We start from the raw sequence: 12,261 nt of genomic DNA, 5'->3' as shown, positions 1-12,261 counted from the left end.
CCTAACTGCATTCCCACGCAGAGCGTTGGAACGATCATCAGGTGCTCACTTGCGCTGTAGCAACCCCGGCAACTGCGCCGCCAGCTTCTGGTTGTTCAATGGCGCACGAATAAACCCACGCTGGGTACCATCCGGGCCGATCAGTGCCAGGTTACCGCTGTGGTCGACGGTGTAGTTCGGCTTGCTGGTATCCGCCGGAATGAAGGGAATGCTCACCGCATTCGAAACCTTCTGTACATCCTCCACATTCGCGCCAGTCAGGCCTTGGAACTGTGGGTCGAAGTAACCCAGGTACTGCTTGAGCTGCGCCGGGGTATCGCGGTTCGGATCGACGCTCACCAGGATCACCTGCAACTTATCCACAGCCTCTTTGGGCAGTTCGCTCTTGATCTGGCGAAGCTGGGCGAGGGTGGTCGGGCAGATATCCGGGCAGAAGGTGTAACCGAAAAACAGCAGGCTCCACTTGCCCTTCAACTCATTGACCACCACCGGCTGACCTTCCTGGTCAGTCATGGTTACCGCTGGCAACTGGCGGCTTTGCGGCAGCAGAATGATGCCGGCGTCGATCAGCGCAGTGGGGTCGCCCTGGCCTTTGCCCGAGAGCACTTTGTTGACGGTCAGGCCCATGATCAACGCCACCAGGGCCACGAGGATGAAGACGGTTTTTTGAGTTCGAGTCATAGGTTCAACAATAAGTAGTGGTCTACGAGCAGGGCGATAAACAGCAGCAGCAAGTACCAGATAGAGTACTTGAACGTGTTGATCGCCGCGTGCGGCTGGCTGCCACGGTACAACACCCAGGCCCATTGCAGAAAGCGCGCCCCCAATACCAGCGCAAAGCCCAAGTAGAGCAGCCCGCTCATGTGGATAACGTAGGGCATCGGGCTTACCGCCAGCAGGGCGAAGGTGTACAGCAGGATATGCACCTTGGTGTAGTGCTCGCCATGGGTGACCGGCAGCATCGGGATGTCGGCCTTGGCGTATTCCTCTTTGCGGTGAATAGCCAGGGCCCAGAAGTGTGGCGGAGTCCAGGCGAAGATGATCAGCACCAGCAGCAAGGGTTCGGCACTCACATGCCCAGTGACAGCCACCCAACCCAGCAGCGGCGGGGCCGCACCGGCCAGACCGCCGATGACGATATTCTGCGGCGTCGCTCGCTTGAGAAAGCCGGTGTAGATCACCGCATAACCCAGCAGCGAAGCCAAGGTCAGCCAGGCCGCCAGCGGGTTGGTGAACACCAGCAGCAGGGCCAATCCTGCAATAGCCAGGAACAACGCAAACGCTAACGCAGCCATCGGCGAGACACGCCCCTCAGCCATCGGCCGCTTGTGAGTGCGCGCCATCACGGCATCAATCCGTCGATCCACTACATGATTGACCGCCGCCGCGCCGCCGGCACACAGGGCAATGCCGAGGTTGCCGAACACCAGCACTGTCCAGGGCACACCGGCGCGGGTGGCAAGGAACATGCCCACCAGCGAAGTGATCAGCATCAGCACCACCACTTTGGGCTTGGTCAGCTCCAAATAGTCACGCCAGATCGCCCGGTCGCGACGTGCGCCGATCACGGCCGCCATGGCAGTTCTCCTTTAAGGGTGATCAGGCCTGACACCTGTTTGCGCGGGATAAAACGCCAGCCGAACAGGCGCGGGTGACGCACCCGAACCAGGCTGGTGCGCGCGTGATAATTGACCAGCACCAGCGTCATCAACAACGTTGCCCCGCCAGCGTTGTGCGCGACCGCCACCGGCAGCGGCAGGCCGAACGCCACATTGCTCACCCCCAGGCAGATCTGCGCGGCCAGGGCGATCAACAACAAGCCGGCCAGGCGCGTCATCCCCACTGCCCGCAGTTGCCAGGCCAAACCGAGCAGCACCAGCGTGACCAGCACGGCGCCGATGCGATGCGTCAGGTGGATGGCGGTGCGCGCTTCGCTGTCGAGCTGCCCCCCCAGGTAATTGGGGCCGATGTGCTGGGTCAGGTGAAAACCATTGGCGAAGTCCGCTGCCGGCCACCATTGGCCGTGGCAGGTGGGCAAATCGACACAGGCCACCGCGGCGTAGTTGGAACTGACCCAGCCGCCCAGGGCGATCTGCCCGATCACCAGCACCAGGCCCGCCGTTGCCCAATATTGCAGGCGCTTGGGCACGACCAGCGCCGGTAGTACGCCGGACAGCCGCAGGGTCAGCAGAAACAGCAGGCTCAAGGTCGCAAAGCCGCCCAAAAGATGCCCTGTGACCACTTGCGGCCAGAGCTTCAAGGTCACGGTCCACATGCCAAACGCCGCTTGGGCGAACACCACCGCCAGCAGGAACAGCGGCAGCTTCACCGGCTGGCCCGGATCGCGTCGATGACGCCACGAACGCGCCGCCAGCAGCGCGATCAACAGGCCCAGGCTGCCCGCGAAGTAGCGATGGGTCATCTCGGCCCAGCCTTTGTCGGCCTCCACCGGCGTGTCGGGAAAGTGCAACTCGGCATGAGCCAGTTGGGCTTCGCTTTGCGGCACGCTGATAAAGCCATAGCAGCCCGGCCAGTCCGGACAGCCGAGGCCGGCGTGGGTCAGGCGGGTATAAGCACCGAGCAGCACGACAAACAACGCCAGTAACGTGGCAAACAGCGCGAGGCGAAATCCAGGCTTGGCCATGAGGGTGCCCTTATCCGATGTTCGACAGTTTCAGCAGCAAGCGCAGATCGTTGAGCAAGTCCTTGCCCTTGACCTTGGCGTCGTAGCGCAGCACCAGATTGCCGTGGGGGTCGACGATCCACAATTGCGCATCGCCAGGCGCGGCAGCGTTCCTGGTAAAGGTCGACACATCCAGCGGGTAGCGCTGCAGCTGTGGATATTCGGCTTTGAGCTTGGCCTCGTATTCGCCGCTCAACGGTTGCGCACCCGCCAGGGCATGGCTGGCACGGGATGCATCACGGCCAAGGCTGATCTGCAGCTGACGCGCCAGGTAGACCAGTTGCTGGCAATTGGCAGCACAGGCGGTGGGGGCGGTGACCAGCAGTTGCCAGCGCTGTTCATCGGCCTGCACGCCGATGTCGGCGCGGGTCTGGCCGTTGCCAATCAGTTCGCCGTGATAGCTGCGGCTGTCCGGCACCCAGAACTGCAATTTGTACATGAAGGTGGCCAGCACCATCGGGCCGATCACCATCATCAGGATCAAAATCAGCTGCCAGCGCCCCTTGCGCCGATCAGGCGTGTCAGATGTGCTGGGTGGATTCATGACCGCTCCCATGGGGCTTCTCCTTTTTGTTATGCCATCCGAGGTAGAGGTAAAGCGCCAGCAACGCCATGGCCATGGCGAACCATTGCACAGCGTAGGCCAGGTGTTTTTCCGGGCCCATGGCGACCACAGGCCAGCTGGTTTCGTAGGTACCGGGGCCCGCTTCGGCACGCAGCTCATAGGCAAAGCCACTGCGCCCCAGCTCGCCCCACAAGGCGGCAGGGTGCAGCGCGGTCAGCAGGCGCGGCCATTGCGTGCTGGCCGGGTCGGCATGCAGTTGGAAGGTCTCGCCGGGGGCGACGTACACCCAGGCGTCGAGGTTCAGCGTCTGTTCAGGGGTTGTAAAGGCGGGCGCGATACGCCGGTCCGGCCAGGGCAGCCAGCCGCGATTGAGCAACAGCCACAGGCCGCTGGCCTGGTCATGAAAGGGTTGCAGCAACTCGACACCGGCCTTGCCGTCACGCATGCGGTTATCCAGCAATACGCTGTGTGCATCATCCAGTTGCCCGCGAAGGTGAACGCGACGGAAGGCTGGATCAGCCATGTCATTGAGCTGAGCACTGCTGACCGGCTCGGCGGCGCGGCGCTCGGCATAACGGTCTACCAACAGTTGCTTTTCGTGCCCGCGGGACAATTGCCAAAACCCCAGGCCCACCATCAACGGCAGCAACACCAGTACCACCAGCGTCGGCGCGATGCCCGGGCGAAAGCGTTGCATGGCACTGGCTATACTCGATCTCATCGCCCCTCCCCAATTAGCCCGGAGCCAGACCATGCTCAAAGCCGCCATTGCCCTGATGCTGATCGCGACCGTCGTGAGCCTGTTCAGTGGCTTGTTCTTCCTGGTCAAGGACGAGGGCAACTCCAACCGCCTCGTCACTGCCTTGACCGTGCGTGTCACGCTGGCCGTGATCACCGTGGGCTTGATCGCCTGGGGCTTTTTCAGCGGCCAATTGGTCTCTCATGCGCCGTGGTAAGCGGCGTCACAGCACATAGACAAAGAAAAACAGCCCGATCCACACCACGTCCACAAAGTGCCAATACCAACTGGCCGCCTCAAAACCGAACTGGTGCTCGGCATTGAAATGCCCGCGCAGGATACGCATCAGCATCACAAACAGAATGATGGTGCCGATGGTCACGTGGGCGCCGTGAAAGCCCGTGAGCATGAAGAACGTCGCGCCGTACACCCCCGAACCCAAGGTAAGGCCCAACTCTTTGTAGGCGTGGATGTATTCCTCGGCCTGGAATCCAAGAAACGCCAAGCCCAGCAGCACGGTGATCGCCAGCCAGACTTTCAGCGCACCACGATGGCCTTTGCGCAGGGCATGGTGGGCAATGGTGATGGTCACGCTGGAACTCACCAGCAAGATGGTGTTCACCAATGGCAGGCCCCAGGGGCTGATGGTGCCTTTGGGCGCAGGGTAGAGCTTAGGGTCGGGGTTGTTCAGCAGGGGCCAGGCAAACTCAAAGTTCGGCCACAGCATGTGGGCAATGCCCTTGGGCCCCTCGCCCGCCAACCAAGGCCCGGCCCAGACGCGCACGTAGAACAGCGCACCAAAAAAGGCGATGAAGAACATCACCTCCGAAAAGATGAACCAGGTCATGCCCCAGCGGAACGAGCGGTCCATCTGCGCGCTGTACAGCCCGGCGCGACTTTCCTTGATCACCGCGCCAAACCAGCCAAACAGCATATAGGCCAGCAACAAACCGCCGACGAAAAAGATCCACGGCCCGTGGGATTCGGGCCGCGCGGCCTTCAAGTCGTTGAACCACACGGCCAGGCCATACACGGTGACCAGCAGGCCAATCGTGGCAATTATTGGCCATTTGCTTTGCGCTGGTACGTAGTACGTATCATGAGTCGACATGTATTCGCTCTCCTGATTGAGGGGGCAAACAGTAGCTAGCCCCCGGTCCTGACGGCCACGGGCGGCTGGCGCGCAGTGATATCGAACAGCGTGTACGCCAGGGTCAAATGCTTCACATCCTTGGGCATCGCGCGGTCGACGATGAAACGTACGGGCATCTCAATGCGCTCACCGGGCTGCAACACTTGCTGGGTAAAGCAGAAGCATTCGGTCTTGTGGAAGTACATCGCCGCTTCGGCCGGGGAAATGCTGGGTATCGCCTGGGCTGTCATCGGCTTATCGGTGGGGTTGTAGGCCACGAACAGCATCTCGTTGACTGCACCGGGGTTGACCACAATCTCATCGGCCTTGGAGTGGAATTCCCAGACCATGTCGATGGCGTTGGTGGACAGAAACTGCACCCGCACCTGGCGCGAGGGGTCAACCATTTGCTCACCCTCGTACTGCCCGGCGGTCTTGCCGTTGATGCCGAACGCCTTGCACATCACGTCGTAGATCGGCACCAGGGCGAAGCCAAAGGCGAACATCGCCAGCACCAGGATCAGCAGGCGGGTGACCAGGCGCTTGAGCGGGACGGAGTCAGCCATGGCGCCCACCTGGCTTTGGACTTTCTGTGGGAGCTGGCTTGCCTGCGATGAAGGCCTGAGGGCTGGTAGATTCAGCGCCTGACCTACCGCCATCGCGGGCAAGCCCGCTCCCACAGGGGGAGTATAGGGAGGGCTTCATTTGACCTCCGGCGGCGTGGTGAAGGTGTGATACGGCGCGGGTGAGGGCACGCTCCATTCCAGGCCCTCGGCGCCATCCCACGGCTTGGCCGGCGCAGGCGGGCCGCCACGGATGCACTTGATGACAATGAACAGGAAGAAGATCTGCGTGGCGCCGAACATGAAGGCACCAATGGACGAGACCATATTGAAGTCAGCGAACTGCAGGTTGTAGTCCGGCACTCGGCGCGGCATACCGGCCAGCCCCACAAAGTGCATGGGGAAGAACGCCATGTTCATGCCCACGAAAGACAACCAGAAGTGCAGCTTGCCCAAGGTTTCGTCGTACATATGGCCGGTCCATTTCGGCAGCCAGTAGTAGGCAGAAGCGAAGATCCCGAAGATCGCGCCGGGCACCAGTACGTAATGGAAATGCGCCACCACAAAGTAGGTGTCGTGGTACTGGAAGTCCGCCGGGGCAATCGCCAGCATCAGCCCGGAGAAGCCGCCGATGGTGAACAGGATCACAAAGGCCACCGCAAACAACATCGGCGTCTCGAACGTCAGTGAGCCTTGCCACATGGTGCTGACCCAGTTGAACACCTTCACGCCCGTGGGCACGGCAATCAGCAGGGTGGCGTACATGAAGAACAGCTCACCCACCAGCGGAATGCCCACCACGAACATGTGGTGCGCCCACACGATGAACGACAGGAACGCGATGCTCGCGGTGGCGTAGACCATCGAGGTGTAACCGAACAGCGGCTTGCGCGAGAAGGTAGGGATGATCGAGCTGACGGCGCCAAAGGCCGGCAGGATCATGATGTACACCTCGGGATGCCCGAAGAACCAGAACACGTGCTGGAACAGCACCGGATCACCACCACCGGCCGCACTGAAGAAGCTGGTGCCAAAGTGAATGTCCATCAGCATCATGGTCACGCAGCCCGCCAGTACCGGCATCACCGCGATCAGCAGGAATGCGGTGATCAGCCAGGTCCACACGAACAGCGGCATTTTCATCAGGGTCATGCCCGGCGCACGCAGGTTGAGGATGGTGGCGACCACGTTGATCGCGCCCATGATCGAACTGATGCCCATCAGGTGGATGGCAAATATAAAGAACGTCACGCTTTCCGGCGCATAAGTGGTGGAGAGCGGGGCGTAGAAGGTCCAGCCGAAATTCGGCCCGCCGCCGGGCGTGAACAAGGTGGACACCAGCAACAGGAACGCCGCCGGCAACAGCCAGAAGCTGAAATTGTTCATGCGCGGCAGGGCCATGTCCGGCGCGCCGATCATCAACGGGATCATCCAGTTGGCCAGGCCGACAAACGCCGGCATCACCGCGCCGAATACCATGATCAACCCGTGCATGGTGGTCATCTGGTTGAAGAACGCCGGCTGCACGATCTGCAGGCCCGGCTGGAACAACTCGGCGCGGATCACCATGGCGAACGAGCCGCCGAGCAGGAACATGGTGAAGGCGAACCACAGGTACATGGTGCCGATGTCTTTGTGGTTGGTGGTCAGCACCCAGCGCATCAAGCCTTTGGCGGGGCCGTGGGCGTGGTCGGCATGACCGTGGTCGATCACAGTGCTCATGGCCGTTCTCCTGCAAGCGAGTGAGCGGGGCGATTCAGGGCATTGGCAATGAAAGTCGTCATTTGCTTTGGGCCTGTTTCAGAGCCAGCACGTCTTTGGGCGTGACCATGTCGCCTTTGTTATTGCCCCAGGCGTTACGCTCATAGGTCACCACAGCGGCGATATCCACTTCAGAGAGCTGCTTGCCGAAGGCTGCCATCGCGGTGCCGGGCTTGCCGTGATACACGATGCTCAGATGGTCTTTGGCCGGCCCGGTGGCGATTTTCGAGCCCTTGAGCGCTGGGAACATCGGTGGCAAGCCTTGGCCCTCGGCCTGGTGACAGGCCACGCAAGTGGTGTGATAGACCTTGTCGCCACGTGCCACCAGTTCGTCCAGTGTCCATTCTTTGGAGGTCAACTCCTTGAGCTTGGCGGCCTCCTCCTTGCGCTCCCCCAGCCAGGTGTCGTAGTCGGCCTTGGACTTGACCTCCACCACGATGGGCATGAAGCCATGGTCCTTGCCACACAGTTCGGCGCACTGGCCACGGTAGATGCCGGGCTTCTCGACGCGGGTCCAGGCCTCGTTGACGAAGCCAGGGATAGCATCGCGCTTGACCGCAAAGGCCGGCACCCACCAGGAGTGGATCACATCGGCAGCGGTCACCAGAAAGCGCACCTTGGCGCCCACCGGCAATACCAGCGGCTGGTCGACTTCCAACAGGTAGTGCTCACCCTTGGTGGCCTGGTTATGGATCTGCTCGGCGGGGGTGGCCAGGTTGCTGAAGAACTCCACATCCTGACCCAGGTATTTGTAGTGCCACTTCCACTGATAGCCGGTGACCTGGATATCGATATCCGACTCACTGCTGTCGTAGATGTTGATCAGGGTCTTGGTGGCCGGAATAGCCATGGCCACCAGGATCAGCAAGGGCACCACGGTCCAGAGGATTTCCACGGTGGTGCTTTCGTGGAACTTGGCCGCTACCTGGCCCGTGGACCGACGGTGCAGGATCATCGACCAGAACATCGCGCCAAACACGACGATGCCGATCACCACACAGATCCAGAAAATGGTCATGTGCAGGTCAAACACAGCGTGGCTGACTTCAGTAGCCCCTGGCGCCATATTCGTAGTCCAGGCGGCGTGCGCCTGGCCGAATACCGACCACAACAGGAGGCCCATCCAAACGTGTGGATGTCGCGTCATTGCGGGTTCCCCTTTATGTTTCTTGTTATCCCGCCGGTTTGCACCTGCGGCGAAGGGAGCGGCTTCCATACTGCTTACAACCGCCAAGCCTTGCCTGCGTCATGCAGTTGGGCGTCATCAGCTAATTGCGTACAAAATCGAGTATAGACAGCCGTAGCAACCCCGCAATGTGTGGGGGCAAATGAATAGAAACAGACAGACGGAGCCCGTAAAATAGGCAGCGGAATCGTTTATCCGACGAACGATGGCATTTCGATATAACCCCTGCCTATAACCATGAAATAATTATGACAAATGCGTCTTAGGCGCTCGTATAAACGAACTACCTTATCTTCTCCCTTTTCCTACGCCTGCTTCACTGGAGCCCTCATGAACACCGCCGCATTGCGCGAGCAGATTTCCCGTGCCCATCAACACGAAGCCAGCACCGGCCAGCTCGTCAGCCAGCTGAAAAAACAAGTGCCGCACCTGCATTCGTCCATCGCCCTGGCTGACGGTGATCGCAACATGGTCATGACCCGTTTTGTGACCGCTTACATCGACCTGGTTCCTGATTTGCTCGACGCCGCCAATGACGTGGCCCGTGAGGCCGGGATTGAAAGCCAGATCAAACCGGTACTGAAAATCGCTGAACATTTCTTCCTGCAGCCGCCAGCGATTCTGGCCGGCCACGACGGCCTTGATGGCCTGCTGGATGAGGCCTACCTGGCGCATCGCCTGGTCGAAGAAGTAAACGATCTGTATATCAAGCATTTTGGCCAGCCGTTGATTCCAGCGGATACCACCGTGGCCAACGTGATCGCCCATCAACTGATCGGTGAAGACTTCGCCAATCAATTGGATGAAGCCGTGCACCTGGCGGTGGATGAGATGCTTAACGAGGAAAGCTTTGCGCTGGAGTCGGTCGAGGCCTATCGCGAACAGCTCAAGAGCCCGCAGACCGAAGCGTCCTGGAAGCGCTGGCCATGCCTGTCGCGCCAGCTTGGGGTTGAGCTGTCGCTGGATCAGCCGGCATAGACTTCAGATCCGATAGGGGATTCAATGTGGGAGCCGGGCAAGCCCGGCTCCCACAGTTTTTTGAAGGGTCAGGCAGGCGCTGAGCCGATCCCCACTGTCGTTCGCACCCGACCTTCCAGCCGACGCTTCAACCCACGCGCCTCGATCACCAACGTCGAGCCCTTGGCCGCATTGGCCCGGCCCCATTCTTCCAGCAACTCCAGGCAAGAGTGGTCGATGTAACTCAAGTTGCTCAACGGCACATGCAGGGTGGTCCCCGCAGGCACCGCCGACAACACCTGAGTCAACGCCGGCACCTTCAGAAAGGTCGCCGCCCCCGTCAAACGCAGCTCCATCTCACCTTCCTGGGGCAGGTCGATCAGGCTGACTTTCAGGCGCGAGGCCTTGAAGGCCAACTTGAGCAATGTGAGCCCGAAGCCCACCAGCACGCCGGTCAGCAAATCGGTAAAGATGATTGCCAGCGCGGTGGCCGCATAGGTGAACATCGGCATCCGCCCATAGCGCCCCAGCGCCTTGAACGCCTTGACGTCTACCAGCTTGATCCCGGTGTATACCAGAACACCCGCCAGGCTCGCGACCGGAATGCTCTGCAGCACGCTCGACAGCAAAAGCACGAAACCCAGCAACCACAGGCCATGGAACATCGCCGACAGACGCGTGGTAGCACCAGCCTGGACGTTAGCCGAGCTGCGTACGATCACACCGGTCATTGGCAATGCACCCACCAGGCCGCAGAGCATGTTGCCCACGCCTTGGGCCGACAATTCCTTGTCGAAATCGGAACGTTGACCACTGTGCATACGGTCCACCGCTGCGGCAGACAGCAGGGTTTCGGCACTGGCAATAAACGCCACGGCGAATGCCGCGATCAAAAGCTGTGGATCTGCCAGGTTCAGCAGGTCGCTGGGGCGCAGCCAGTCGATAGCGTCCGCCAGGTTTTCCGGGACTTCCACGCGCTTGACCTGCAACGCCAGCACCAGGCTGGCGACGGTCGCCAGGCCCACGCCAAGCAACGCGCCAGGCACAAACCGCAGTTGTTGCGGGCGGAATTTGTCCCACAGGTACATCACCAACATCGTCGACAGGCCGAGTACGCCAGCCTGCCAGCCGAGACCGCCGCCGAAGGTAGGAATCGCTTCAGCCAGCGCTGCCGGGAAGCCAGCCAGGTTATCCAGCCCTGACGGCTTGGGCGCGCCGTCGAGCATCACATGGATCTGCGACAGCACGATCAACACGCCAATGCCGGCCAACATGCCGTAGACCACCGCCGGCGCGGTGACGCGAAACCAGCAGCCCAGGCGCAAACGCCCGGCCACCAATTGCAGGAAGCCGGCCAGCAACAGGATCGGCCCCAGCATCAGCATGCCGTGCTGGCGCACCAGTTCGAACACCAGTACCGCCAGACCCGCCGCCGGGCCGCTGACTTGCAGCGGCGAGCCGGCCAACCAGCCCACCACCAAGCCGCCGATGATGCCAGTGATCAGGCCTTTGGCCGGCGGCATGCCGGACGCAATCGCGATGCCCATGCACAGTGGCAAGGCGACCAGAAAAACAACCACCGAGGCGAGCAGCTCCCGTGGCAATACAGCTTTCAATTGAGCAGCACGCATGATGACTCTCCCGAGGCATTCGCCGGGCGCGGTAAAGCCTGGCTGCATCCATGGCAGCCACCGCATTACCCGGCAGGGAAGTGTTTTAGAAGCGCGCTTTAGGCGTCGCTGAAGGGATCGGCTCGGTGCCGTTCAGCGGTCGGAACGCCGCTTTGTCCGCATCGTAGGCCCGGATTTCGCTGGTCTCGATGTTGTAGATCCAACCATGGATAAACAAATGACCATTGGCCATGCGCGAAGCCACGGAAGGGTGGGTGCGCAAATGTTGCAGTTGGGCGATAACGTTTTCTTCGGTCAGCACCGCCATGCTCTCGCCTTCGTTGGCGCAGTCGCAGTTGTCATGGACCATTGTCTTGGCGACCTCGGCGTGACGCAACCAGGCCTTGACCGTTGGCATCTTCTCCAGGCTGTCGGGGTTGAGCACCGCACGCATGGCGCCGCAGTCCGAATGCCCGCACACGATGATGTGCTGTACGCCAAGGGCGAGCACCGCGTACTCGATGGCCGTGGAAACACCACCGTTCATCTGGCCGTAAGGCGGCACCACGTTACCGACGTTACGGGTCACGAACAGGTCGCCTGGGGAGCTTTGGGTGATCAGCTCGGGCACGATGCGCGAGTCGGCGCAGGTGATGAACATCGCCCGTGGGCTCTGGGCGGTGGCGAGTTTCTTGAAGAGTTCTTCCTGCTGGGGGAAGACGTCGTGATGGAAATGCAAAAAGCCGTCAACGATATGCTGCAGCGCTGCATCGGCGGATTCCGCCACCTGAGGGGCTGAAGCCGACGCAGCCAACGGCTGTTTATCCTTGTCACTCATGATTCATCCTCTTGATCAATGCAGGGGAGGGTTCAGGTCAGTTCGACGCCATGGCGGTGAAATAGTTGTAAAACAAGCACCGGCCAGGCCGCCGACTCATCAGTCACTCGCTGAACAAGGTAACCGTCGAAACTTAACTCAAACTGAATGAACCGCTCTAGAACGCGGGTTTCAGTGATGTCAAAACGCGACTATTCCTACAGCAAAGGTGCACGTCTCTCCATCAG

General features: G+C 60.7%; 13 protein-coding genes. 2 read left to right on the top strand and 11 right to left on the bottom strand.

The window, feature by feature from the left end:
* Positions 1–45 precede the first annotated feature (45 nt).
* From AC4PS6_RS11390 to AC4PS6_RS11370, 5 genes are read right to left on the bottom strand one after another with little or no spacing between them, the layout of a single operon-like run.
* Positions 46–681: an SCO family protein gene (locus tag AC4PS6_RS11390; protein WP_122300900.1), complete on the bottom strand. Its 636-nt coding sequence runs from the start codon at positions 679–681 to the stop codon at positions 46–48.
* Positions 678–1,577, bottom strand: coding sequence for a heme o synthase (cyoE, locus tag AC4PS6_RS11385; protein WP_336827181.1), 900 nt, complete (start codon positions 1,575–1,577; stop codon positions 678–680). The genes AC4PS6_RS11390 and cyoE overlap by 4 nt, the downstream gene beginning before the upstream one ends.
* A complete protein-coding gene (locus AC4PS6_RS11380; RefSeq protein WP_096142994.1) occupies positions 1,565–2,644 on the bottom strand; it encodes a COX15/CtaA family protein in 1,080 nt (359 codons plus the stop codon). The genes cyoE and AC4PS6_RS11380 overlap by 13 nt, the downstream gene beginning before the upstream one ends.
* A gap of 10 nt (positions 2,645–2,654) precedes the next feature.
* Positions 2,655–3,239, bottom strand: coding sequence for a PA_0111/PP_0108 family redox-active disulfide protein (locus AC4PS6_RS11375; RefSeq protein ID WP_014716327.1), 585 nt, complete (start codon positions 3,237–3,239; stop codon positions 2,655–2,657).
* Positions 3,205–3,969 (bottom strand): SURF1 family protein, encoded by a 765-nt coding sequence (locus AC4PS6_RS11370; RefSeq protein WP_336827182.1) that lies wholly within the window; start codon positions 3,967–3,969, stop codon positions 3,205–3,207. The genes AC4PS6_RS11375 and AC4PS6_RS11370 overlap by 35 nt, the downstream gene beginning before the upstream one ends.
* Before the next feature lie 31 nt (positions 3,970–4,000).
* Here AC4PS6_RS11370 and AC4PS6_RS11365 point away from each other — a divergent pair, with 31 nt between their 5' ends.
* Entirely contained in the window at positions 4,001–4,204 is a 204-nt protein-coding gene (locus tag AC4PS6_RS11365) for a twin transmembrane helix small protein (RefSeq protein ID WP_003187345.1), read from the top strand.
* A 6-nt stretch (positions 4,205–4,210) separates the two neighbouring features.
* On the opposite strand, the gene AC4PS6_RS11360 is transcribed toward AC4PS6_RS11365, so the two are convergent.
* The 4 genes from AC4PS6_RS11360 to coxB form a co-directional block, all read right to left on the bottom strand.
* Positions 4,211–5,098, bottom strand: a complete 888-nt coding sequence (locus tag AC4PS6_RS11360) for a cytochrome c oxidase subunit 3 (RefSeq protein ID WP_014716325.1) — start codon at positions 5,096–5,098, stop codon at positions 4,211–4,213.
* A 35-nt stretch (positions 5,099–5,133) separates the two neighbouring features.
* The gene (locus AC4PS6_RS11355; RefSeq protein ID WP_003187340.1) at positions 5,134–5,685 is read right to left on the bottom strand and encodes a cytochrome c oxidase assembly protein; all 552 of its coding nucleotides are present in this window, start codon (positions 5,683–5,685) and stop codon (positions 5,134–5,136) included.
* Between the two features lie 135 nt (positions 5,686–5,820).
* The gene (gene ctaD, locus AC4PS6_RS11350; RefSeq protein ID WP_003187339.1) at positions 5,821–7,404 is read right to left on the bottom strand and encodes a cytochrome c oxidase subunit I; all 1,584 of its coding nucleotides are present in this window, start codon (positions 7,402–7,404) and stop codon (positions 5,821–5,823) included.
* A 58-nt stretch (positions 7,405–7,462) separates the two neighbouring features.
* Entirely contained in the window at positions 7,463–8,590 is a 1,128-nt protein-coding gene (gene coxB / locus AC4PS6_RS11345) for a cytochrome c oxidase subunit II (protein WP_014716323.1), read from the bottom strand.
* A gap of 369 nt (positions 8,591–8,959) precedes the next feature.
* Between coxB and AC4PS6_RS11340 the strand changes: the two genes are divergently transcribed.
* Positions 8,960–9,607: a hypothetical protein gene (locus AC4PS6_RS11340; RefSeq protein ID WP_003187334.1), complete on the top strand. Its 648-nt coding sequence runs from the start codon at positions 8,960–8,962 to the stop codon at positions 9,605–9,607.
* Positions 9,608–9,675: 68 nt separating this feature from the next.
* On the opposite strand, the gene AC4PS6_RS11335 is transcribed toward AC4PS6_RS11340, so the two are convergent.
* The gene (locus AC4PS6_RS11335) at positions 9,676–11,217 is read right to left on the bottom strand and encodes a SulP family inorganic anion transporter (protein WP_014716321.1); all 1,542 of its coding nucleotides are present in this window, start codon (positions 11,215–11,217) and stop codon (positions 9,676–9,678) included.
* 85 nt (positions 11,218–11,302) lie between these two features.
* Entirely contained in the window at positions 11,303–12,034 is a 732-nt protein-coding gene (locus AC4PS6_RS11330) for a carbonic anhydrase (RefSeq protein ID WP_003187331.1), read from the bottom strand.
* Positions 12,035–12,261 lie beyond the last annotated feature (227 nt).

The organism is Pseudomonas sp. DW-iso17 (assembly GCF_058725345.1).
Note: the sequence above shows the minus strand (reverse complement) of the source record. Positions and strands in the feature narration are given on the sequence as shown.

What these genes read in the sequence shown, in the direction of transcription:
- AC4PS6_RS11390 (WP_122300900.1), bottom strand. Translation starts at nt 681, where the DNA reads ATGACTCGAACTCAAAAAACCGTCTTCATCCTCGTGGCCCTGGTGGCG.
- cyoE (WP_336827181.1), bottom strand. Translation starts at nt 1,577, where the DNA reads ATGGCGGCCGTGATCGGCGCACGTCGCGACCGGGCGATCTGGCGTGAC.
- AC4PS6_RS11380 (WP_096142994.1), bottom strand. Translation starts at nt 2,644, where the DNA reads ATGGCCAAGCCTGGATTTCGCCTCGCGCTGTTTGCCACGTTACTGGCG.
- AC4PS6_RS11375 (WP_014716327.1), bottom strand. Translation starts at nt 3,239, where the DNA reads ATGGGAGCGGTCATGAATCCACCCAGCACATCTGACACGCCTGATCGG.
- AC4PS6_RS11370 (WP_336827182.1), bottom strand. Translation starts at nt 3,969, where the DNA reads ATGAGATCGAGTATAGCCAGTGCCATGCAACGCTTTCGCCCGGGCATC.
- AC4PS6_RS11365 (WP_003187345.1), top strand. Translation starts at nt 4,001, where the DNA reads ATGCTCAAAGCCGCCATTGCCCTGATGCTGATCGCGACCGTCGTGAGC.
- AC4PS6_RS11360 (WP_014716325.1), bottom strand. Translation starts at nt 5,098, where the DNA reads ATGTCGACTCATGATACGTACTACGTACCAGCGCAAAGCAAATGGCCA.
- AC4PS6_RS11355 (WP_003187340.1), bottom strand. Translation starts at nt 5,685, where the DNA reads ATGGCTGACTCCGTCCCGCTCAAGCGCCTGGTCACCCGCCTGCTGATC.
- ctaD (WP_003187339.1), bottom strand. Translation starts at nt 7,404, where the DNA reads ATGAGCACTGTGATCGACCACGGTCATGCCGACCACGCCCACGGCCCC.
- coxB (WP_014716323.1), bottom strand. Translation starts at nt 8,590, where the DNA reads ATGACGCGACATCCACACGTTTGGATGGGCCTCCTGTTGTGGTCGGTA.
- AC4PS6_RS11340 (WP_003187334.1), top strand. Translation starts at nt 8,960, where the DNA reads ATGAACACCGCCGCATTGCGCGAGCAGATTTCCCGTGCCCATCAACAC.
- AC4PS6_RS11335 (WP_014716321.1), bottom strand. Translation starts at nt 11,217, where the DNA reads ATGCGTGCTGCTCAATTGAAAGCTGTATTGCCACGGGAGCTGCTCGCC.
- AC4PS6_RS11330 (WP_003187331.1), bottom strand. Translation starts at nt 12,034, where the DNA reads ATGAGTGACAAGGATAAACAGCCGTTGGCTGCGTCGGCTTCAGCCCCT.